Origin of the sequence: Pontibacter rufus (assembly GCF_015694705.1) — a bacterium.
In the GTDB taxonomy this organism is placed as follows: Bacteria; Bacteroidota; Bacteroidia; order Cytophagales; family Hymenobacteraceae; genus Pontibacter; species Pontibacter rufus.
This window is the reverse complement of sequence record NZ_JADQDR010000007.1, coordinates 212,550-230,885: the sequence shown is the minus strand read 5'-3', so window position 1 is coordinate 230,885 and position 18,336 is coordinate 212,550. Positions and strand designations below refer to the sequence as shown.

Below are 18,336 nucleotides of genomic sequence, written 5' to 3'. Positions count from 1 at the left end.
CGCTCATTCAGAATTAAATCATGGAAGAACAGAATTTGGGACGCATATTGGTTATCGACGACAACGAAGACGTGCTGTTTTCGGCCAAAATGCTGCTGCGCAAACATGCCAGAGAAGTGGTGATGGAGAAAAATCCGAAGAAGATCCCATTCCTGCTCTCTAACGAGGAGTTCGACCTGATTCTACTCGACATGAATTTTACTGAGGACACTTCCAGCGGACAGGAAGGCTTTTACTGGCTGAAAGAAATTCTGAAGTATGACCCTTCAGCAGTGGTGGTGATGATAACGGCTTTCGGGGATGTGGAAATGGCCGTGCGGGCACTGAAAGAAGGCGCCACTGATTTTGTGCTGAAACCCTGGCAGAACGAGAAGCTGCTGGCCACGCTGTCATCCGCTTCCAAATTGCGCAACTCCTACAAAGAAGTAAACCAGCTAAAAGAAGTAAACCGCACGCTGTCCACGCAGCTGAACTCCTCGCAGAACATTATTCAGGGCGAAAGTGCAGCCATGCGCCAGCTGTTTTCCATTATTGATAAAGTAGCCGGAACCGATGCTGATGTGCTGCTGCTGGGCGAGAATGGAACCGGAAAAGAGGTGATTGCCCGCGCCATTCACCAACGCTCCTCCCGCGCCGATAAAGTATTTGTGGCGGTGGATATGGGCGCCATAACCGAATCTTTGTTCGAGAGTGAATTGTTCGGTCATAAAAAAGGCGCTTTTACCGATGCCAAAGAAGACCGCATCGGCAGGATAGAAGCAGCCAACGGTGGCACCCTGTTTCTGGACGAAATCGGTAATCTGTCGCTGGCCATGCAGGCCAAACTGCTCACGGTGCTGCAGCGGCGCGAGGTAATACGCGTGGGCACCAACAAACCGATTCCGGTGAATGTGCGCCTCATTTGCGCCACCAACATGCCACTGAAAGAAATGGTGCAGCGCAACGAGTTTCGCCAGGATTTGCTGTACCGCATCAATACCGTAGAGCTGAACCTGCCGCCTTTGCGCACCCGCCTGGATGATATTCCACTGTTTGCCGGCCATTTTCTGGCAACTTACGCGCAGAAGTATAAACAGCCGCTAAAACGTTTGGGAGCTTCGGGTTTGGAACGCCTGCGCCGCTACAGCTGGCCGGGCAACGTGCGCGAACTGCAGCACGTGCTGGAACGTGCCTCTATCATGAGCGACAACCGGGAACTCGAAGCCGACGATTTCTTTTTCCTGGCCGAACACGAAACACCTGCCACAGCAGGCGCACCAGCCGTTCCGCAAAGTCTCGATTTGGATGAACTGGAGCGGGAAACAGTTGTAAGGGCGCTGCAGAAACACGAGGGCAACATCTCCAAAGCTGCCAAAGAACTGGGCTTATCGCGCGGCGCGCTGTACCGACGGCTGGAAAAGTATGAGCTTTAGAAACTACAGGCTGCAACTGCTGCTGCGCATAGCCCTTTTAATCATCAGTATCTACTTTTTTGCGCGCCTGGATTTTAACCCCGGGTACCGCGGCACTATCATCGGGCTTGGTGTTTTTATACTGCTGCAGGTATGGCTCCTTATTCGGTTGCAGGAGCGTACCAACAGGCTTTTCCTACGCTTCCTCAATTCCATTAAGTATGATGATTTTACGGACCTTTTCCAGACCAGCGGTGAGGGCAAACGGCAGCAGGAACTGGCGCTGCGGCTAAACGAGGTGATGCATAAGTTCCGGGAAGTACGCGCCGAAAAGGAAGCTAATATGCAGTACTTTGAAGCTATTGTGCAGCACATCGGTATCGGCATCATCACCTACAAACCCGATGGTAGTATACTTTTGCTCAACAATGCCGCCAGGAAATTGCTGCGAATCGGGCAGGCACAGCAAATTCAGGATCTGGCAGCTGTGAGTCCGGAATTGGCAGTAGGACTGCAACAACTGGAGCATGGCGAAACCGCGCTGGTGCCGTTGCGGCAGGAGGGAGAGCAGGCCCATTTGTCGGTGCACGTGATGGAACTGTCGCTGCTCGGCGACCGCATCCGGCTGGCTTCTATCCAGAACATTCAGCGGGAACTGGAAGAGAAAGAAATGGAAGCCTGGCACAACCTCATCAAAGTGCTCACCCACGAAATCATGAATTCGGTTACGCCGATTGCCTCCCTCTCAGCCAGCGCCTCTGAGGAAATCAGCAGCTTTACGGATACACAATCTGATGAGGTAACGCTGCTGCGTGAAGAACTGGCCGACATCGGCCAGTGCCTGCAAACCATCAGCCGCCGCTCCGATGGCCTCATCCGTTTTGTAACCGATTTCCGCAACCTCACCACCATTGCCGTGCCGCAGCTAAACCGCTTTAATGTAACGGAACTGCTGCAGGAAATTAAAATGCTCATGCGCAAACAGCTGGCTCAAAAGCAGGTAGAACTGCAGGTAGAAGTGCCATCAGATAGCCTGCTGCTTTCCGCTGACAGAAGTATGGTGGAGCAGGTGCTTATCAATCTGGTGAAGAATGCTATGGAAGCTGTGCAGGAGCAACCCCATGCCCGGATTATACTGCGGGCTTACCTCGACGAGCGTAGCCGCCTGAGTATAGAAGTAGCCGACAACGGCAGCGGCATGACACCTGAGGCGATGAGCAAAATCTTTATCCCGTTCTTCAGCACCAAAAAAACAGGTTCGGGTATTGGTCTGAGCTTGTCGCGGCAAATCATGCGGTTGCACAAAGGCACCATTTCGGTACAGTCGGAACTGGGGCAGGGCACGCGCTTTGTGCTACGGTTCTGATGGCGGGTTAGCCAGGTTCTCAGAACAAGGGAGTCGTTATACCTGTGCCGGAGACAAAACCTTTTAGCCCTGTTTTGCTTATACCTGAAGGCCATGCAGCTGCGTGGTTTAAAGCCTGAAGTATATGAACGTTACAGAAAAAGAAGGTTTTTTAACAGTAAGTGCCGACAGCACCGCTCCTCTGGTAGCCAACATCAAAGCCGGTAATCAGACCATGGTGATTGATGAATCAGTTGTGGTTACAGGCCATAAGACAGGTCCCGATCCATACGATTATATCTTAAGCGCCCTTGGTGCGTGTACCGTAATTACGCTGCACATGTACGCGCAGCGCAAAGGCTGGCCGCTGGAGCGGGCAGAAGTAAGCCTCTGGCACGAGCGCATACACCCCAACGATTGCCTGAACTGCGAAGATAAGAACACTAAATTAAGTCAGGTAACAAAGCGGCTGCGGCTTTATGGCAACCTGACGGCGGAGCAGCGGATCAGGCTTGAAGGCATTTCTTCCAAATGCCCGGTACAGAAAACGCTGGAGGGCGGCATTACCATCAACACCATCCTGGAAGTATAAAACAAGCTACCGTCTGCTTCGGAAACCATACTTTAAATGGCGTCCGGAGGCTTACGTTACAGCATACTTTTGCTATCTTCGTTCGGCTGCCAGATGGTGAGCTCACTAAACACTAAACCTGCATGCTCAAAACAAAAGCTTATACTTACTTCATCGCGCTTGCCCTTGCGTTCGGCACAGCAGCCTGTGTGCCGCTGGAGCAGCAGGGCCAAACCGGCAGTACCACCGGTGGCACCCAAAGCCAGCTTCGCTACGAAGATTTTATTTATGCGGACAACGTGAAATCAGTGCAGACTTACAGGGTTACCGGTACACCGCAGCAGGTGCTGGAGCCCGCTGTTGTGTCGCTGAACGAGGCGCGACCTATTGTGCTGGAGTTTGACCGCATAAATGCGGGGCCGCAGCGGCTGATAGCAAAACTCGTGCACTGCAATGCCGACTGGACGCCATCCGGGCTTAACGAAACGCAGTACCTTAATGCTTTTAACGAGTTTTTTATTACCGATGTGCAGAACTCGGTGAACACGCGCATCCCATACGTGCACTACCGCTTTGAGGTGCCGCGCGTAAAGCTGAGCGGCAATTACCTGCTGGTGGTGAGCGAAGAGGGCGGCAACCTGCTGCTGACACGCCGCCTGCTGGTGTACCAGGATGCGGTAACCGTTACTGCCAAACTCGGTGCGCCTGTCGGTCCGTCGGGGCGTGAAACACGGCAGCCCGTAGAGTTTAACGTCTTTTACCCGGACTTTCCTATACTCAGCCCCATGCAGGAAGTAAAGGCCGTGATGCGCCAGAACTACCGCTGGGACAATGCCAAAGCCTATCACCCTACCTATGTGCATGATGCTCAGCGCCGCCTGGAATACGTGTTCTTCGACCCGCAGGAGCAGTTTAAAGGCCTGAGTGAGTTCCGCGCCTTTGATACCCGCAGCCTCAACTTCAACGACATCGGGGTGGAAAGTATAAACCTGCAGGCCAGCCCGATAGAAGTAAACCTGCTACCCGACGCAGACCGCCAGAACGCCGTGTACAGCCAGGACCCTGACATCAACGGGCAGCGCATTTTCGGTAACAAACAGTATGGCTACGGCGAGGTGAATGGCGACTATACCTGGGTTGATTTTGAACTGAAAGTACCCGAAGCAGCTTCCGGCGAAGTATACATTATGGGTGAGCTGACCGGCTGGCGGCCGCAGGACAATGCCCGCATGATTTACGACATTGGCCGCAGCGTATATTCTGGCCGCCTGCTGCTGAAGCAGGGCTACTACAACTACTATTATACTTTAAAATCCAATAATGCCGCAGCGCCCGATGCCAGCTACTTTGAAGGCAGCCACTTCGAAACGGACAATGTTTACGACATCCTCATTTACTACCGCCCACCCGGCAGCCGCGCCGATTTGCTGGTTGGATACCAGGAGCTGTTCTTTAACAGGAAGTAGGAGGTGCTGGCATTGTATACAAGGCAGATAAGTGTAGGTTCATGTTAAGCAACAAGTTGTGAAAAAGTACAAAAACTTAATTGCATTCATTGAATATGAGAGAAACGCAATACTATTTTTTTATCTGCCATGCTTCTGAGGATAAAGATAGCTTTGTTAGACCTCTTGCTATAGATTTATCTAATAGAGGTTATAAAGTTTGGTATGATGAGTTCTCACTTAAATTAGGTGATTCATTAACTAGTGGGATTTCCGAGGGAATAAAATCATCTCTTTACGGTCTTGTTGTTCTAAGCAAAAATTTTCTTAATAAAAATTGGGCAAAAAAAGAATTTGAAGCCTTTCTAAACAAGGAGGTCATTACTTCAAATAATTTGATTCTTCCTGTTTGGTTAGAAGTAGATTTGGAAGATGTTTACGAATTCTCCCCTTTTCTTACAGATAAAGTTGCCATTAAAGCTGAAAGAGGAAATATTAACAAGGTTGCTGAAGCTATTTTTACAAAGGTTTCAATTTATATAACTTCTGTTCAAGACATTAAAGATACAATTGAACATTTAATAAATTGTAATGATGACCGGAGGCAAAAATATTATTTAGAAGTAATTAATAGAGTCAACAATATTTTTCATTATCAAAAAGAATATTACAATTGGTATACAGATGATAACCTGTTTAAGGAAAATGACTGGGACCAAGCTCTAGTTGATATTAAAGAGAAAGAGCTTCAAAAAGATTATAATATCCCTAGTGGTGTATGGCTACTTCCTGAGCCGTTCGATTGGCATGAAATAGATAGAGCGAAGAAGCTACTTTCAAAATGGGTATTTAGAAAATTAAATTATTTTGAATGTGAAGAACTCTACTTTTTATTAGAAGAAGTATTAGATACTGATGTGCATTATATACTGTATGGGTTCCCTCACTCAACGATAAGAAGTAAGTTAGTGTATGAGGAGTCAATCAAGGGTATAAGAACTATTGGTCTAAATCCAAAGAAAAATAAAATAATCGAACCTGACTCGCAAGAACTACTATCTACCCTCTATAAAAAATATTACGCTAAGGAGTAGATTAAAATAATAAAGCCCAACAACAGCTAAAAAGCATTAGGCATAACCTTTTTTAGCTCAACTGCTAGGAAAAAAATCTGATAAAAACGGAAGAGAAAATGAATTCGTAAATTTAATAGAAAGAAACAAGAACGATGACAGCTAAAGATCTTAAAATAGAGATTCAGAAAGTTCTGGACAAAGTTCCGGACGATCTTCTGGAGGACGTTCTTTCCTACTTGCAGGAAGTCCAGAAAAGAAGCGCATCTGATTTTAATAATTCCCAGCATTTGAAAAAAATATTAACAGAAGACAGTGAGCTTCTTAAGAAGTTGGCTCAATGATAAGTATAAAAGAAGTTGAGCAAATACATGATCTGTTAATAGAGGAATTTGGAGGGGCGAAAGGAATAAGAGATTTTGGAGCATTAGATGCCGCTATAAATCGTCCATTCGCCACGTTTGGCCAACAGGAACTATACCCCACGCCAGCCGGCAAAGCAGCAGCTGTTATTGAAAGTATCTTAATAAACCACCCATTCATAGATGGCAATAAACGGACTGGTTATGTACTAATGCGTCTTTTACTTTTACAATCCGGGCAAGACATTAAGGCAGAACAAGAAGAAAAATACGATTTTGTTATCTCCATAGCCACAGGACGATTGACCTTCGATGGTATAAAAGACTGGATTGAGAAGAAATTGCATAAATAAACCTCTAGGTGAAATGTTAAAGAGATCTTAAAGCCTGTTTAGCGTTTCCGATTAATAACTTAAAATAATATAAATGCAGCCATTATTAGTGCTTTTCACAAACAATTATACTTTGGCCGCCGTTCGCTTACAGATGATAAAACCAGCAAGGGCATTAAAAAGGATGACTCAGAAAGCTGAGAAAATACAAAAGAAGTAAAACTCGTATATTAGTACATCTCAAATGAAAATTATGGCAGCAAGAACGATAAATATAGATACTATACTTAATCAGGTAAGGCAGCTTGATTATATAGACAGAATTAATTTACTGGAAAGGGTAATCTCACTAATTAAAAAAGAGAATGTAGTAAAAGAGCAGGTGAAACTGGCCTCCATTAGTGGACTTGGCTCCGAAGTATGGAGAGATGTGGATATAGATAAGTATGTGGAGAATGAAAGGCAATGGGATTAAACAAGTTTAAATCACAGGAAGTCTTTCTGGACACAGCCCCGCTCATCTATTTTATCGAAGGGAATACAGTATACCAGGACAAGCTGCTTAAACTATTTACCGCCTATGACAAGGGTGACTTTTCATTCATCTCCTCTACACTAACGCTTTTAGAAGTTCTTGTCCAGCCGATGAAAATGAATCGGCTGGATTTAGTTGAACAGTATAAACGAGTTTTATCCGAAGCATCAGGGATAATATTAGTTGAAGTTACAACGGCTGTTGCAGTTAAAGCAGCTGAACTGAGAGCAAAATACGGGTTAAAAACTCCTGACGCTATCCAGGTTGCAACAGCTGTAACACATGGAGCAAAATATTTCCTGACAAACGACCTTAGGCTGAAAACTGTTAAGGAAATCATAACAGTTACTCCAAATGAATTATAGAAGCACTTTGCCCAAACAAGCGCATACTTAATCCTTGCTCTGCTTCCGGCTTCGCATTTACAAGCCGTTACTAACATCTTCAATCAGAGGCACATGACCAGAGAAAACAGCTTGAAAAGATTTCTTGATGCACAGGAAGCGGACTACCAGATTGCTTTATCTGAAGTTAAGAATGGTAGAAAACGAAGCCACTGGATGTGGTACATTTTTCCGCAGATACAAGGCCTTGGTTTTAGCGAAACCTCAAAGTTTTATGCGATAAAAGACATCCGGGAAGCGGAAGAATACTTGAAGCATCCGGTTTTAGGTAGCCGGCTTGTTCTTATCTGTGAGGAATTACTCGCGCAGGAGTCAAATAATGCCAACCGTATATTCGGTAGTCCTGATGATCTAAAATTAAAATCATCGATGACCTTGTTTTCGGCGCTTCCTAACACCAACCCGGTCTTCCAGTTAGTTTTAGAAAAGTTTTTTAATGGAACAAAAGACCATAAAACTTTGCAAATTATCGACAGGCAAGCATAATTGAAAGCGTGTGCAATCGCTAAACATAATCCGCAACCTAAACTCACATAAAATGAAAAACGGCTACAAGGCCTTGGTAGGAATCCTGGTGCTATCTGTGGTATCTGTTTCCTGTAAAACTGGCAGTAACGAGATGCAGCAGACGCATGAAACAAACGATACAATAAGCCTGGAGGATAACAATAAAAGCATGACAGCATCAGAAAATACGACTTCCACAACAGGCATTATTGCCGGCCAGGCCAAACCTGAGCTTATCTCTAAGCAATTTGCTTTTACCGAGGGGCCGGCAGCAGACAAGCAGGGCAACGTCTTTTTTACGGATCAGCCCAACAACAAAATCTGGAAGTATGGCACAGACGGAAAGCTATCTGTTTTTATGGACGATGCTGGCCGGGCCAATGGTTTATACTTCGATAAGGAGGGGGATTTAATTGCCTGTGCAGATGAAAAGAACCAGTTGTGGGCTATCTCGCCGGAAGGAGAAGTTACCGTGCTAGTAGAAAATTACGAGGGGCACCTGCTCAACGGTCCGAACGATGTATGGGTAGCGCCAAACGGCGGCATGTATCTGACGGACCCATACTACCAGCGCGATTATTGGGAAAGGACGAAGCCTGAAATAGAAGGGGAAAATGTATATTTTCTGCCAAAAGGTGTAACGGAGCCGGTACTAGTTGCCGATGATTTGGTACAGCCAAACGGCATCGTAGGCACCCCCGACGGCAAGTATCTGTACATCGCCGATATTGGCGATAACAAAACCTACAAGTATGAAATTGCGGCGGACGGCTCCTTAAAAAACCGCCAGCTTTTTGTAGCCCAGGGCTCCGATGGTATGACAATTGATAACAGGGGCAACGTTTACCTGACGGGAAAGGGCGTAACGGTTTACAACCCGGCAGGAGAAAAAATCGAGCATATTCCGATTCCGGCCGAGTGGACGGGCAATGTTACCTTTGCCGGCGAAAACCACGACATGCTGTTCATCACTGCATCAGAAGGAATTTATACGTTGCCCATGCAGGTAAAAGGCGTGCAATAGCGGCGACCAGTATAAAGTATACTTACAGGTGTTTATCGGTATAAAGCAGCAGAGGCAGGTATAATTACCTGCCTCTGCTGCTTAAGCTACATGCTATACGTTAAACCTGAAGTGCATAATATCGCCGTCCTGCACCACATAGTCTTTGCCTTCTACGGCCATTTTGCCAGCTTCCTTTATTTTGGTTTCGGTTTTATACTCCTGGTAATCTTTTAGTTTGATAACTTCAGCGCGGATAAAGCCTTTCTCAAAATCGGTGTGAATAACGCCGGCGGCAGCAGGCGCTTTCCAGCCTTTGCCAATTGTCCAGGCGCGTACTTCTTTTACGCCCGCCGTGAAGTACGTAATCAGGTTCAGCAAACTGTAGGAAGCGCGTATCAGCTTGTTCAGGCCAGACTCTGTGAGGCCATACTCGGCCAGAAACAATTCCTTCTCCTCCGGGTCGGTGAGTTCGGCAATCTGCGCTTCAATAGAAGCAGAGATCAGCACCACCTCCGCATTTTCGTTCTTCACGTGTTCGGCCAGTGCTTTGGAGAACTTATTGCCCTCGATCATAGAATCTTCGTCTACGTTGGCAGCGTAAATCACGGGCTTGGCGGTCAGCAGTTTCAGGTCGTCTACAGCTTCCAGGTCCTCTTCCGTCACATCCAGGCTGCGGGCGTTCAGGCCGGCTTCCAGGTGCGCTTTATACTTCTCCAGGCTCGCCTGTTCCTTCTTCGATTTCGCATCGCCGGCTTTTGCGGCACGCATTACCTTCTGTATCTTTTTATCGATGGATTCCAGGTCTTTCAGCTGCAGCTCCGTATCGATGATTTCTTTATCTGCGATAGGGTTTACCTGGCCATCTACGTGCACAATGTTTTCGTCCTCAAAGCATCGCACCACGTGTATAATGGCGTCTACCTCGCGGATGTTTGCCAGGAACTTGTTGCCCAGGCCTTCGCCTTTGCTGGCGCCTTTTACGAGGCCGGCAATATCCACAAACTCAATGACGGTGGGCAGCACGCGCTCGGGGTGCACCAGTTCTTCCAGTATTTCCAGGCGCTCGTCGGGCACGGTAATAATGCCCACGTTTGGCTCTATGGTACAAAAGGGGTAGTTGGCAGATTCTGCCTTGGCATTAGAAATGGCGTTAAACAAAGTAGATTTGCCTACATTTGGCAGCCCTACAATTCCGCATCTGAGTCCCATTAATTTCTGTTGTTAATTTCAGGGTGCAAATATACGACAAATTGAGGATTTATACCTGTATCCTGTTATTCCGTTTGCATTCGCCTGTTAAAACCCGTAGAGAAAAGCACAATGCCCCGAAAAAGGAATAGCCCATGGAAAACCACGGGCTATACTTTATAGCTTTAATACAGTATCTTCAAACGGAGATGCAGCTTATTCCCACTTCAGCTCTTCATCGAAAGCAGGCGTTGTTGCTACTTCAGCTGTAACTTCGGCTTCGGTATCAGCTGCCGGAGGAGTCTCCAGGGCTGCCAGCGCCTCTTCTGTCAGAAGTTCGGATTTAACGTGATCAATGGTTCCCTGCAACGCTTCGATGAACTTGGCAAAATCCTCCTTGTACAGGAAAATCTTGTGCTTCTCATACGAGAAGTTGTCCTCATTAAACTTCCTTTTGCTCTCCGTAATGGTTACGTAGTAGTCGTTAGAACGAGTTGACTTCACATCAAAGAAATACGTTCTCTTCCCGGCTCTTACCCTTTGGGAATAAATTTCTGCTTTTTCGTTGTTCTCTTCCACGGTTAATAAACGTTAAATTCAACCTTGCGAACCTAAAAGTATGATATACTTTGGATATATAAAAATTAATGAATTTAAAATTTAAGTAAAAACTTTTATGGTATATTTGTATTTGTACCAAAATAGTAAAGTATGCAGCTATGTTCACTTTTACTAGTATTCCTGATTTCGCTGTTTTCCGGTAGCCCCACTACCTATACTGCACAGGGTAAAGCCTCTTTCTACGCCGACCGCATGCACGGCCACCGCACGGCCAGCGGCGAACGCTACGACAAGACAAAACTCACTGCCGCCCACGCTACCCTGCCATACAACACCAGGGTGCTGGTTACAAACCTGAAGAATGGCAAAACCGTGGTGGTGACCATCAACGATCGCATGGCCCGCAGCCGCCACAACATCATCGATTTGTCCAGAGCTGCCGCCAAAGAGCTTGATATTGTTAGGGCAGGTACCGGCTCAGTGAAGCTAAAAGCCCTTGGCAACGAGGAGGAAGCGCAACAAGACGCGCCTTTAAGCGTTTCTGAAGCAACCGAAACCAGGTAAACTGTAGCTCTCATGAAAACACCCCTCACACTGGCTGATGTGCAGAAATTCGAGAACATGGAGTTTCTGGCCAGGCAACTGGTAGAGGGATTTATTACCGGGCTGCACCAGTCGCCTTACCATGGCTTTTCGGTGGAGTTTTCGGAGCACCGCCTCTACAACAGCGGCGAGAGCACCCGCCACATCGACTGGAAAGTATACGCCCGCACCGACAAGCTTTTTGTGAAGCGCTATGAAGAGGAAACTAACCTGCGCTGCCACATGCTACTCGACGTGTCACCCTCCATGTATTACCCCACCGACAACAACGGCAAACTTACTTTCTCAGCCCTCTGTGCTGCCGCCCTGGCCACCCTTTTGCGCAAACAGCGCGATGCCATCGGCCTGGTTACCTTCTCAGATAAAATAGAACTGCAGACGCCGGTACGTTCCACCGCTTCGCACCTGCATACCTTGTTGCTGCTGCTGCAAAAGCAGCTGGAGCAGAAGCCCACTGCCAAAGACACGAACGTAGCGGAAGTAATACACCTGATTGCGCAGCAGATACCCAAGCGCTCGCTGGTCATTATCTTTAGCGACATGCTCAGCCGCCACAATGACAGCGATGCCATTTTTGCCGCCTTACAGCATTTAAAGCACCAAAACCACGAAGTGCTTCTCTTTCATGTAATGGACCGCAAAACAGAGGAGGAGTTTGATTTTGCCGAGCGCCCCTATGTGTTTGTGGACGTGGAGACAGGGCAGGAGCTAAAGCTGCAACCTTCGGAGGTACGCGACAATTACCGCCTGGCCGTAGAGCAGTATAAACGCGAACTGGAACTGAAATGCGGGCAGTACAAAATCGACTTCGTGCCCGTAGACATCAGCGAACCGTTTGATAAAGTGCTGTATGCGTATTTGGTAAAGCGGGCGAAGGTGCGATAGATTTTCTTATCCTATTGTTCTTATCGGACGCCTTAGAGTAGCCTTTATTGCATCATAAAGTAGAGAGTTTACTGGCCTTCATCAGGCCTGAAATGGCCTCTTGTTTTCCCTTTACTTAAAAGCTAGCAAGGGAGATCTGCTGATAGCAACAATGAAAATGTATAGTTGATAGCATTTGATGCTAAGTTGTGCAACAGCTATCAATGTTGTATGCATCCTTTCTTTTTTAGTCGCAACAGCAATGTTTGTCGCCATTAGCCTTTTCAAAACATTCTTTTCCTTCTTTAAAAGCAAAGTATGAAAGTCCGAGCGTTCCAATGCTGTCTATGTATGGGATTCCAAACGCTTCATAAATTCCACTGCTTGCGAGCAGAATAACTGACATATAAACACAAACCAAAGTACAATTGGCATCGGCTAAAATCGGGGCAGAGTTTAATTGCTTTCCGACTTTTCTTTTCCAGGCAAACAAAATCCACATGATTAGGATTGAAATTATTGAAATTACAACTCCCCAAAAAGTAGTTAATGGTTTGTGTCCTGTCCAGATGTTATAAATGCTCGTTACTACAAGTCCGACAACCAATATGTAAAAGGCAATTCCGGTAATTTTTAATGCAGTTCGTTCAAAATTATTTCTTTTACTGTTCGGATGATTCTGGATCCTCAGAATCATATGGGCTATTCCAAGCCCCGAGATAACTTCAATAAAGCTATCCAGACCAAAACCAAAAAGAGCCAGGCTTTCGTCTTCAAATCCGAGATAAGTTGAAATCAGACCTTCTGCTATGTTGTATAATATTGTAAACACAGCGAGTCCGAAAGCAACATTATACAGTTTTTTATTATCTGTCGCTAAAACCGTTTCCATTTTGTCTTTTGTTTTCAGGTTGCATACAACTGCCTTGTATAAACAGCGACCGAAGGCTGACGTTTATACAACGTTAGGCGCTGACATTTTTTTCTCTTACAGAAGGTTCTTCCTGAGTATTCCCAAACCTTCATTCATTATCTCTGCAAGCCTTGCGATTTCTTTCTTAGTCCACTCTGGACTGTATTCCTGTCCTTCTGGTGTAATTGCTGGGATATTGTTGCCGAAGAAAAGCTTATCATAAACTAGATTTCTTACCTTTTCTTTTTTGTTTCCTCCAAACTCAATTCCCAGTGTAGTAACCACGTCCGTGAACAGATTCCAGGCGTTCAGAAACTCTTTGCAGTCAATGAAACCAGTCGGATACTTTACCCAATCTTTTATTAAGTCGAGGTCGTACTTTGCAGACACTTTCTCTTCTATGGCTAATCCGTCCTTTTGGGCAAACTCAAATAGGTAATCTTTTTTACTGAAGGTCAGGAGTCGCAATTCTTCTGCTGCGGGGTCAGTAACCAAACCGTCAACTTCATCAAGAATCCAAATCAGGTACTTTGCTTGGTTGTTTAGTTGCAACTCAATTATATAGTACTGCTTTTCCAATTTTTATTGTTTGCGCCTAACGTGCTGGGCTATAGGGCGGCGTAGCTAACCTTTAAGCGTGGTTATAGTACCGTGCTTCTCCTTTATTTTCACACTAAAAAATACACTTGCAATTAATATGCTTGCTGAATAAACAATGCTGAGTCTAAATGCCAATGAGCCAGAAATAAGAGCCAAAGTGATTAGCACAGCACTTACTATTATTAAATTTAGTAATATTTTAATTAGAATTGGTGAGGATATTTTCATAGTCAAAATTTTGTAGGCAGCAAAGCAAACTAATAATGAAGGTAGGGAAAACATTAATCCAAATATGATGAATAGTGGGAGTACTTCTAAGCCCATATTCCATTCTTCACTGACAAGTCCAGCAAGTATAATCAATAAGGGGGCAACGAAGACAATGGTTGTGAACCAGAGTTGAATTGGATAAAGTTTATTCATTCTTCTTTCATCATTAGCATTGCCTATTACTATCCGCTATACGTGAACCTACGCTTATCTGCACTATGTGCGAAGTGGTTAAGCTATTCACTGAAAGGGTTTGGCTCTCTCAATTGATTAAATATAGTATAAATTTTATACATTTATACTATTCACACTCTACTTCGGTGTATTGTCCAGCGACTGCCACAGGTATTTGCTGGCTATACTTCTGTACGGCCGCCAGTTTTCGGCAATCGCCTGCATCCGTAGCCGCAAGGCTTTGCCGGTTTCTTCCAGGCCATAGTGTTTTTTAATCGCATTCTGAATGCCCAGATCATCCGTCGGGAACACATCCGGCCGCTCCAGCGCAAACATCAGCAGCATTTCTACCGTCCAGCGGCCCACGCCTTTAATCTGCGTCAGGTGGTTTATCAGCGCCTCGTCTTCCAGGGCATCAATCGTGGCGTGCTCTAAGTTACCGGCTGCCGCGAAAGCAGCCACATTGCGCACATAGCCAATTTTCTGAAACGACAGCCCGGCGCTGCGCAGCACCTCATCGGGCGTTTGCTGCACCAGGTGCGGGTGTGGGTAGTTGTCTGGGAATAACTCGATAAACCGCCTGAAAATAACGGCGGCTACTTTGGTGCTTAGCTGCTGCGATACAATGGCGCTCAGCAGTTTAAAGTATAAATCCTCGGATTTGGAAGATTTCAGCGGCTGGCCCTTGCCAATGATAGCGGCAAGCACCGGATCTTTGGCCAATACAGCCATTATTTCGGAGGCCGGGAAGTCTGGAAACATTTTTCTTGCTTTTACTTGTAGCCTCTAAGTAAAGAAGATCTTCCGGAAATGAAAAAGAGCAGAATGCGTGGCTGAAATATATTTCAGCTACGCATTCTGCTCTTTGCTTGTGTAGAGGAGCTGGAGTGGAAACGATAAAGGCGAACGGAAAGAAGTTATATGCTGCCTTATAAATAGCCGTACAGCATTAAGTATAAGTATGAAGGAAAGTTTAAATCAAGTATAAACCATTAATCACCATGATGTTTATACTTCAGGTCTTTCGTCCTTTGTCATACTTTACTTTTGTCCCTATACTTAGCTAGGAGCTACTTTGCGGTGAAGGAATAAACAAGTGCAACACCGGCCGTTGCCTGGCTCTTCCTGGCGATAGCCCCGGCTTCGTTTTCGAAGAAGTCATCCTTTGTCAGGTCAAGCCGTACTTCGGGTTTTACGTTCAGGTGTCCGTCGGCTAGTTTAACATTGCCGGTAAGTGTAAAAGCAGTTGCTTCTACCGGGCCGAAATACCGGATGCCGTGGGGATCAGAAAAGTACTCGCTGCGCAGGCCAAGGCTCAGTTTGTCGGTAGCCTTGTAGTTCAGGTACAGGGCTGCACCTCCCCAGCCAGCGTCTGCAGACCACGGATCAGCCGGGATTGTTTCTGATGTGCCCGTAGAAAAGGAGCCATAAGCCGCATTAATGCCTAGCTTCAAAGCATCATTCAACTGGTAGGAGGTGGTGAGATCGAAAAGACTGGTGTAGGAGCCTTTAGCAGAACCGAAATTGGAGAGGGTGTTGTATTCATCTCCGCCTATCCAGTTCACGTACAGATCAAATCCTGCTAGCGGCGCCACGTGTATCTGTGCTGTAATGGACTTCTTCTTGTTAAAGTCGGTCAGGCTGTCCCAGCCATTTACCACGCCCAGCATCAGTCCCAGGTGCGGGTTAAAAGTATAATCCAGCTTGGCGCCTGTGTGATAAAACGGTCCGTTGCCAAACAGGTAGGAGAGGCTGTAGTTAAAGTTCAGCGGCGCATCAATGAGTTCATACCCGATATGTGTACCATACTGGCCCATGGTAAAGCGCAGCTTGTCCGACACATCGTAGGCAATATAGGCTTGTTTTATCATTTTGGCAGCACCTTCGTTGCCAAAGTCAGCGAGATCGGCGTTCGGACCGAAAATGATGTCTGCCACCACATGCGCTTTGCCATAGTCGTAGGTAAACATGGTTTGTACCAGCCCAACGGAGAAGGTGTTGTGGTATAGATCGAATACGCGGCCCTGGTTGGTACCAGACTCCGGCCGGTTCAGGTTATACTGGTAATAAGTGTCCACGTAGCCTGTAATGCCCAGTTCGCCCGGTGGCTTTTCAGTAGAAATGTCCTGTGCAATAACTATATTTGCACCTGTAAAGACGGTTGCTGTCGCAAGGGATAAAAGCTTTTTCATGCTGGTTTCTTTTGTGGTTAGAAAAACTTGAGAGAAGTGAAAAACAGAAAATGATCCGTTGGTGCTTCGCAAATTGCCGTTTGAGAAGCCAATCAGATAACGGGGAGTACATCTGTTACTAACAGACAGGACAGGCATCGGAAGCTCCTGAGAGCAGCCCTTTATGTTTAGTAAAGCAAGTGGTAGTGTGGCCAAACGCTACCATTTGTCTTTTCTAGCCATGTCATCGTTGTTGCCTTTGCAGGCCATTATTCAACAGCTACAAGCACACTGCTATTATCTCTGCGCCTGCCTGTTTATTAACAGCAACATGCGCGATTTTAAAGTATAAGTTTTACCTCGTAGGCAGCGTCGCTGAAAATGGTGTGAACGGTTGTACAACGCTGACTTTTCACAGGCATATTAAAAGGAATTCCGATACTGATAAGGCTCTATAAAAACCTTCACATCCGGATGTTCTGATGATGGAGATGTTTTTTCATATAGTATAAATTTATATTGTGGGGTATTTTAGCAGGGGGTATGTGCTAAGATGTTGGTGAAAGTATAAAATACCCCCCTCATAAACAAGGGGTATGGTAATAATTTTTAACAAATATTTATTAAATAGGGTTGATTGTTAAAAATTTAAAAGTAAAAGCGTGGTTTTGTTGAATAAATGTTTGCTTCAGACATCAGTGCTGGGTTAAGCGGGAAAGACTGTAAAAGATAAATGTCCTGTGCCGTTGGCAGCAATCGCCAACGGCACAGGACATTTATTCTGCAAAAGAGCTTTAAGCAGTTATTTACCAGAACCTATGCCATGCGCTTGATTCTGGAAGGAAATTGGCTATGGTTGTGTTATATCAACCCGGCAAAAAGGAATACAGCATATCTCAGGCAGTGTTGTGCCGGGAATTAGCGCGCAGTTAAAGCAAATTACAAGGTTGTTGCTACTGCTGCCGTATTCATCGCCCGCAATACCTCCAACAGGTGCTGCTGCATTTCGTCAGTTATATCCAGGTGCGTTACAAAGCGTATCATTTGCGGGCCGAAACTGGAAGCAAGTATGTTCTGCTCCGCGAGCGCTTTAACAAAAGCAGCATCCGTATACTTGTCGTTGAGTTTGAAGATAACAATATTCGTTTCTACCGGCAACACGCTCTCCACATAGTTGGCCTGAAGCAGCGCCTCTTCCAGTTGCTTGGCTTTAAGATGATCCTGCTGCAGGCGCTCTACGTTATTTTCCAGCGCATATATACCGGCGGCGGCCAGGAAACCAGCCTGCCGCATACCGCCGCCCAGTGCTTTGCGAATGCGGAGGCTCTTTTTGATAAAATCCCTGCTGCCTAATAATACCGATCCAACAGGGGCACCCAATCCTTTGGAAAGGCAAACAGAAATGCTGTCGAAGTATGAACCATAGGCTTGGGCATCATCGCCTGAAGCTACGAGCGCGTTAAATACCCGGGCGCCATCCAGGTGCAGGGCCAGGTGGTGGCGCTTGCATACTTCCGAAATGGCTGCAATCTCCTCCAATGTATAAAAGGCGCCGCCGCCTTTGTTGGATGTATTTTCGAGCGACACCAGCCGCGTTTCCGGAAAGTGGATGTTGTCCAGCGGACGAATATGCGATGCAACCTGCTGCGGCGTGATTTTGCCGCGCGTGCCATGCACCAGCGCCACCGAAGCCAGCGAGTTAAAGGCAATACCGCCGCCTTCGTACTGGTAAATGTGGGAGGTAACGTCGCAGATAACTTCTGTTAGCGGGGCGGTATGCGCTTTTATGGCTATCTGGTTGGTCATGGTGCCGGATGGGCAGAAGAGTCCCGCTTCCATGCCAAACAGGGCAGCAGTTTTTTCCTGCAGAGCGTTCACCGTTGGGTCCTCGCCGTACACATCGTCGCCTACAGGAGCGCTGAACATAGCTTCCAGCATGGCGGCAGAGGGTTTTGTTACGGTATCGGAACGGAGATCTGTTATCTGATTCATGAATTTGCTTTTAGAAATACTTTACTTTG

The 18,336-nt window shown here is 46.3% G+C and carries 21 protein-coding genes; 13 read left to right on the top strand and 8 right to left on the bottom strand.

What is annotated here, in order from left to right:
- The first annotated feature begins 20 nt into the window (after positions 1–20).
- The 11 genes from I2I11_RS13525 (at position 21) to I2I11_RS13475 (ending at position 8,989) form a co-directional block, all read left to right on the top strand.
- Positions 21–1,412: a sigma-54-dependent transcriptional regulator gene (locus tag I2I11_RS13525; protein ID WP_196268252.1), complete on the top strand. Its 1,392-nt coding sequence runs from the start codon at positions 21–23 to the stop codon at positions 1,410–1,412.
- Entirely contained in the window at positions 1,402–2,757 is a 1,356-nt protein-coding gene (locus tag I2I11_RS13520; RefSeq protein WP_196268251.1) for a sensor histidine kinase, read from the top strand. Before I2I11_RS13525 ends, I2I11_RS13520 begins: the two co-directional genes overlap by 11 nt.
- A 124-nt stretch (positions 2,758–2,881) precedes the next feature.
- The gene (locus tag I2I11_RS13515; RefSeq protein WP_196268250.1) at positions 2,882–3,328 is read left to right on the top strand and encodes an OsmC family protein; all 447 of its coding nucleotides are present in this window, start codon (positions 2,882–2,884) and stop codon (positions 3,326–3,328) included.
- 122 nt (positions 3,329–3,450) lie between these two features.
- Complete coding sequence (locus I2I11_RS13510; protein WP_196268249.1) at positions 3,451–4,773, top strand: type IX secretion system plug protein; 1,323 nt, start codon at positions 3,451–3,453, stop codon at positions 4,771–4,773.
- Between the two features lie 95 nt (positions 4,774–4,868).
- On the top strand, positions 4,869–5,846 hold the full coding sequence (locus I2I11_RS13505; RefSeq protein ID WP_196268248.1) for a toll/interleukin-1 receptor domain-containing protein: 978 nt from the start codon (positions 4,869–4,871) through the stop codon (positions 5,844–5,846).
- Between the two features lie 134 nt (positions 5,847–5,980).
- Positions 5,981–6,169, top strand: a complete 189-nt coding sequence (locus tag I2I11_RS13500; protein ID WP_196268247.1) for a hypothetical protein — start codon at positions 5,981–5,983, stop codon at positions 6,167–6,169.
- Positions 6,166–6,540, top strand: a complete 375-nt coding sequence (locus tag I2I11_RS13495) for a type II toxin-antitoxin system death-on-curing family toxin (protein ID WP_196268246.1) — start codon at positions 6,166–6,168, stop codon at positions 6,538–6,540. Before I2I11_RS13500 ends, I2I11_RS13495 begins: the two co-directional genes overlap by 4 nt.
- A 232-nt stretch (positions 6,541–6,772) precedes the next feature.
- Positions 6,773–6,994: a hypothetical protein gene (locus tag I2I11_RS13490; protein ID WP_196268245.1), complete on the top strand. Its 222-nt coding sequence runs from the start codon at positions 6,773–6,775 to the stop codon at positions 6,992–6,994.
- Positions 6,985–7,419: a type II toxin-antitoxin system VapC family toxin gene (locus I2I11_RS13485; protein WP_196268244.1), complete on the top strand. Its 435-nt coding sequence runs from the start codon at positions 6,985–6,987 to the stop codon at positions 7,417–7,419. The genes I2I11_RS13490 and I2I11_RS13485 overlap by 10 nt, the downstream gene beginning before the upstream one ends.
- A gap of 93 nt (positions 7,420–7,512) precedes the next feature.
- On the top strand, positions 7,513–7,944 hold the full coding sequence (locus I2I11_RS13480) for a DUF1810 domain-containing protein (RefSeq protein WP_196268243.1): 432 nt from the start codon (positions 7,513–7,515) through the stop codon (positions 7,942–7,944).
- 190 nt (positions 7,945–8,134) lie between these two features.
- Positions 8,135–8,989 (top strand): SMP-30/gluconolactonase/LRE family protein, encoded by an 855-nt coding sequence (locus I2I11_RS13475; RefSeq protein WP_230680293.1) that lies wholly within the window; start codon positions 8,135–8,137, stop codon positions 8,987–8,989.
- Between the two features lie 93 nt (positions 8,990–9,082).
- On the opposite strand, the gene ychF is transcribed toward I2I11_RS13475, so the two are convergent.
- Positions 9,083–10,180 (bottom strand): redox-regulated ATPase YchF, encoded by a 1,098-nt coding sequence (gene ychF, locus I2I11_RS13470; RefSeq protein WP_196268242.1) that lies wholly within the window; start codon positions 10,178–10,180, stop codon positions 9,083–9,085.
- A gap of 195 nt (positions 10,181–10,375) precedes the next feature.
- The gene (locus I2I11_RS13465; RefSeq protein WP_196268241.1) at positions 10,376–10,738 is read right to left on the bottom strand and encodes a DUF3276 family protein; all 363 of its coding nucleotides are present in this window, start codon (positions 10,736–10,738) and stop codon (positions 10,376–10,378) included.
- A 132-nt stretch (positions 10,739–10,870) separates the two neighbouring features.
- On the opposite strand from I2I11_RS13465, the gene I2I11_RS13460 reads away from it, so the two are divergent.
- Together I2I11_RS13460 and I2I11_RS13455 are read left to right on the top strand one after the other, a co-directional pair.
- Complete coding sequence (locus I2I11_RS13460; protein WP_196268240.1) at positions 10,871–11,284, top strand: septal ring lytic transglycosylase RlpA family protein; 414 nt, start codon at positions 10,871–10,873, stop codon at positions 11,282–11,284.
- A 12-nt stretch (positions 11,285–11,296) separates the two neighbouring features.
- Positions 11,297–12,208 carry a DUF58 domain-containing protein gene (locus tag I2I11_RS13455; protein ID WP_196268239.1) on the top strand — a complete coding sequence of 304 codons (912 nt, stop codon included), beginning with the start codon at positions 11,297–11,299 and terminating at the stop codon, positions 12,206–12,208.
- 226 nt (positions 12,209–12,434) lie between these two features.
- On the opposite strand, the gene I2I11_RS13450 is transcribed toward I2I11_RS13455, so the two are convergent.
- From I2I11_RS13450 to ltaE, 6 genes are all read right to left on the bottom strand, one after another.
- Positions 12,435–13,079: a cation efflux transmembrane domain-containing protein gene (locus I2I11_RS13450; RefSeq protein ID WP_196268238.1), complete on the bottom strand. Its 645-nt coding sequence runs from the start codon at positions 13,077–13,079 to the stop codon at positions 12,435–12,437.
- Positions 13,080–13,175: 96 nt separating this feature from the next.
- Positions 13,176–13,679, bottom strand: coding sequence for a hypothetical protein (locus tag I2I11_RS13445; protein ID WP_196268237.1), 504 nt, complete (start codon positions 13,677–13,679; stop codon positions 13,176–13,178).
- Between the two features lie 45 nt (positions 13,680–13,724).
- Positions 13,725–14,123, bottom strand: a complete 399-nt coding sequence (locus I2I11_RS13440; protein ID WP_196268236.1) for a hypothetical protein — start codon at positions 14,121–14,123, stop codon at positions 13,725–13,727.
- Positions 14,124–14,282: 159 nt separating this feature from the next.
- Positions 14,283–14,906 carry a DNA-3-methyladenine glycosylase family protein gene (locus tag I2I11_RS13435; RefSeq protein ID WP_230680264.1) on the bottom strand — a complete coding sequence of 208 codons (624 nt, stop codon included), beginning with the start codon at positions 14,904–14,906 and terminating at the stop codon, positions 14,283–14,285.
- 308 nt (positions 14,907–15,214) lie between these two features.
- Positions 15,215–16,336, bottom strand: a complete 1,122-nt coding sequence (locus tag I2I11_RS13430) for a porin (protein ID WP_196268235.1) — start codon at positions 16,334–16,336, stop codon at positions 15,215–15,217.
- Between the two features lie 918 nt (positions 16,337–17,254).
- A complete protein-coding gene (ltaE, locus tag I2I11_RS13425; RefSeq protein ID WP_196268234.1) occupies positions 17,255–18,307 on the bottom strand; it encodes a low-specificity L-threonine aldolase in 1,053 nt (350 codons plus the stop codon).
- Positions 18,308–18,336 lie beyond the last annotated feature (29 nt).

Coding starts and splice junctions, on each gene's coding strand:
- I2I11_RS13525 (WP_196268252.1), top strand. CDS start 21: ATGGAAGAACAGAATTTGGGACGCATATTGGTTATCGACGACAACGAA.
- I2I11_RS13520 (WP_196268251.1), top strand. CDS start 1,402: ATGAGCTTTAGAAACTACAGGCTGCAACTGCTGCTGCGCATAGCCCTT.
- I2I11_RS13515 (WP_196268250.1), top strand. CDS start 2,882: ATGAACGTTACAGAAAAAGAAGGTTTTTTAACAGTAAGTGCCGACAGC.
- I2I11_RS13510 (WP_196268249.1), top strand. CDS start 3,451: ATGCTCAAAACAAAAGCTTATACTTACTTCATCGCGCTTGCCCTTGCG.
- I2I11_RS13505 (WP_196268248.1), top strand. CDS start 4,869: ATGAGAGAAACGCAATACTATTTTTTTATCTGCCATGCTTCTGAGGAT.
- I2I11_RS13500 (WP_196268247.1), top strand. CDS start 5,981: ATGACAGCTAAAGATCTTAAAATAGAGATTCAGAAAGTTCTGGACAAA.
- I2I11_RS13495 (WP_196268246.1), top strand. CDS start 6,166: ATGATAAGTATAAAAGAAGTTGAGCAAATACATGATCTGTTAATAGAG.
- I2I11_RS13490 (WP_196268245.1), top strand. CDS start 6,773: ATGGCAGCAAGAACGATAAATATAGATACTATACTTAATCAGGTAAGG.
- I2I11_RS13485 (WP_196268244.1), top strand. CDS start 6,985: ATGGGATTAAACAAGTTTAAATCACAGGAAGTCTTTCTGGACACAGCC.
- I2I11_RS13480 (WP_196268243.1), top strand. CDS start 7,513: ATGACCAGAGAAAACAGCTTGAAAAGATTTCTTGATGCACAGGAAGCG.
- I2I11_RS13475 (WP_230680293.1), top strand. CDS start 8,135: ATGACAGCATCAGAAAATACGACTTCCACAACAGGCATTATTGCCGGC.
- ychF (WP_196268242.1), bottom strand. CDS start 10,180: ATGGGACTCAGATGCGGAATTGTAGGGCTGCCAAATGTAGGCAAATCT.
- I2I11_RS13460 (WP_196268240.1), top strand. CDS start 10,871: ATGCAGCTATGTTCACTTTTACTAGTATTCCTGATTTCGCTGTTTTCC.
- I2I11_RS13455 (WP_196268239.1), top strand. CDS start 11,297: ATGAAAACACCCCTCACACTGGCTGATGTGCAGAAATTCGAGAACATG.
- I2I11_RS13450 (WP_196268238.1), bottom strand. CDS start 13,079: ATGGAAACGGTTTTAGCGACAGATAATAAAAAACTGTATAATGTTGCT.
- I2I11_RS13440 (WP_196268236.1), bottom strand. CDS start 14,123: ATGAATAAACTTTATCCAATTCAACTCTGGTTCACAACCATTGTCTTC.
- I2I11_RS13435 (WP_230680264.1), bottom strand. CDS start 14,906: ATGTTTCCAGACTTCCCGGCCTCCGAAATAATGGCTGTATTGGCCAAA.
- I2I11_RS13430 (WP_196268235.1), bottom strand. CDS start 16,336: ATGAAAAAGCTTTTATCCCTTGCGACAGCAACCGTCTTTACAGGTGCA.
- ltaE (WP_196268234.1), bottom strand. CDS start 18,307: ATGAATCAGATAACAGATCTCCGTTCCGATACCGTAACAAAACCCTCT.